Below are 361 nucleotides of genomic sequence, written 5' to 3'. Positions count from 1 at the left end.
GGTGAAACATATTCCCAGAATGCCTGGAACTCTTCGCTGAGCAGATAAGCCCTGACACTTTTCAGGTTGTACTGGAGAACTGTGCTGAGCTTGATCTCTTCTTTCTCCGACAGGTTCTCTTTCCGTTTGAGCAGACACCAGCGAGACTTCTTCAGAACTGGTTCGTAACCATCAGCCTGTAGCTGCTTGTGCTCGCAAGCTCTGATTTCATCTATCGCCTTGTTCAACATCGCAACAATGTGAAACCGATCCAGTATATGCAGCGCCTGGCCAGCGAACTCGGCTATAGCCTTCACATAGGGTTTCCACATATCGGAACAGACATATTCCAGCCGCTGGCTTCTCTCAGTGCCAAAGAAGG

At 49.3% G+C, this 361-nt stretch carries 1 protein-coding gene; it reads right to left on the bottom strand.

What is annotated here, in order from left to right; all coding sequences use genetic code 11:
* Positions 1-361, bottom strand: a 361-nt coding sequence (locus ACY2RQ_RS19915; protein ID WP_490114758.1) for a transposase, incomplete at both ends; no start/stop codon positions are given.

The organism is Parendozoicomonas sp. 209JJ7-1, from assembly GCF_058147085.1.
The sequence above is the reverse complement of the archived record's forward strand: the minus strand, read 5'-3'. Positions and strand labels throughout refer to the sequence as shown.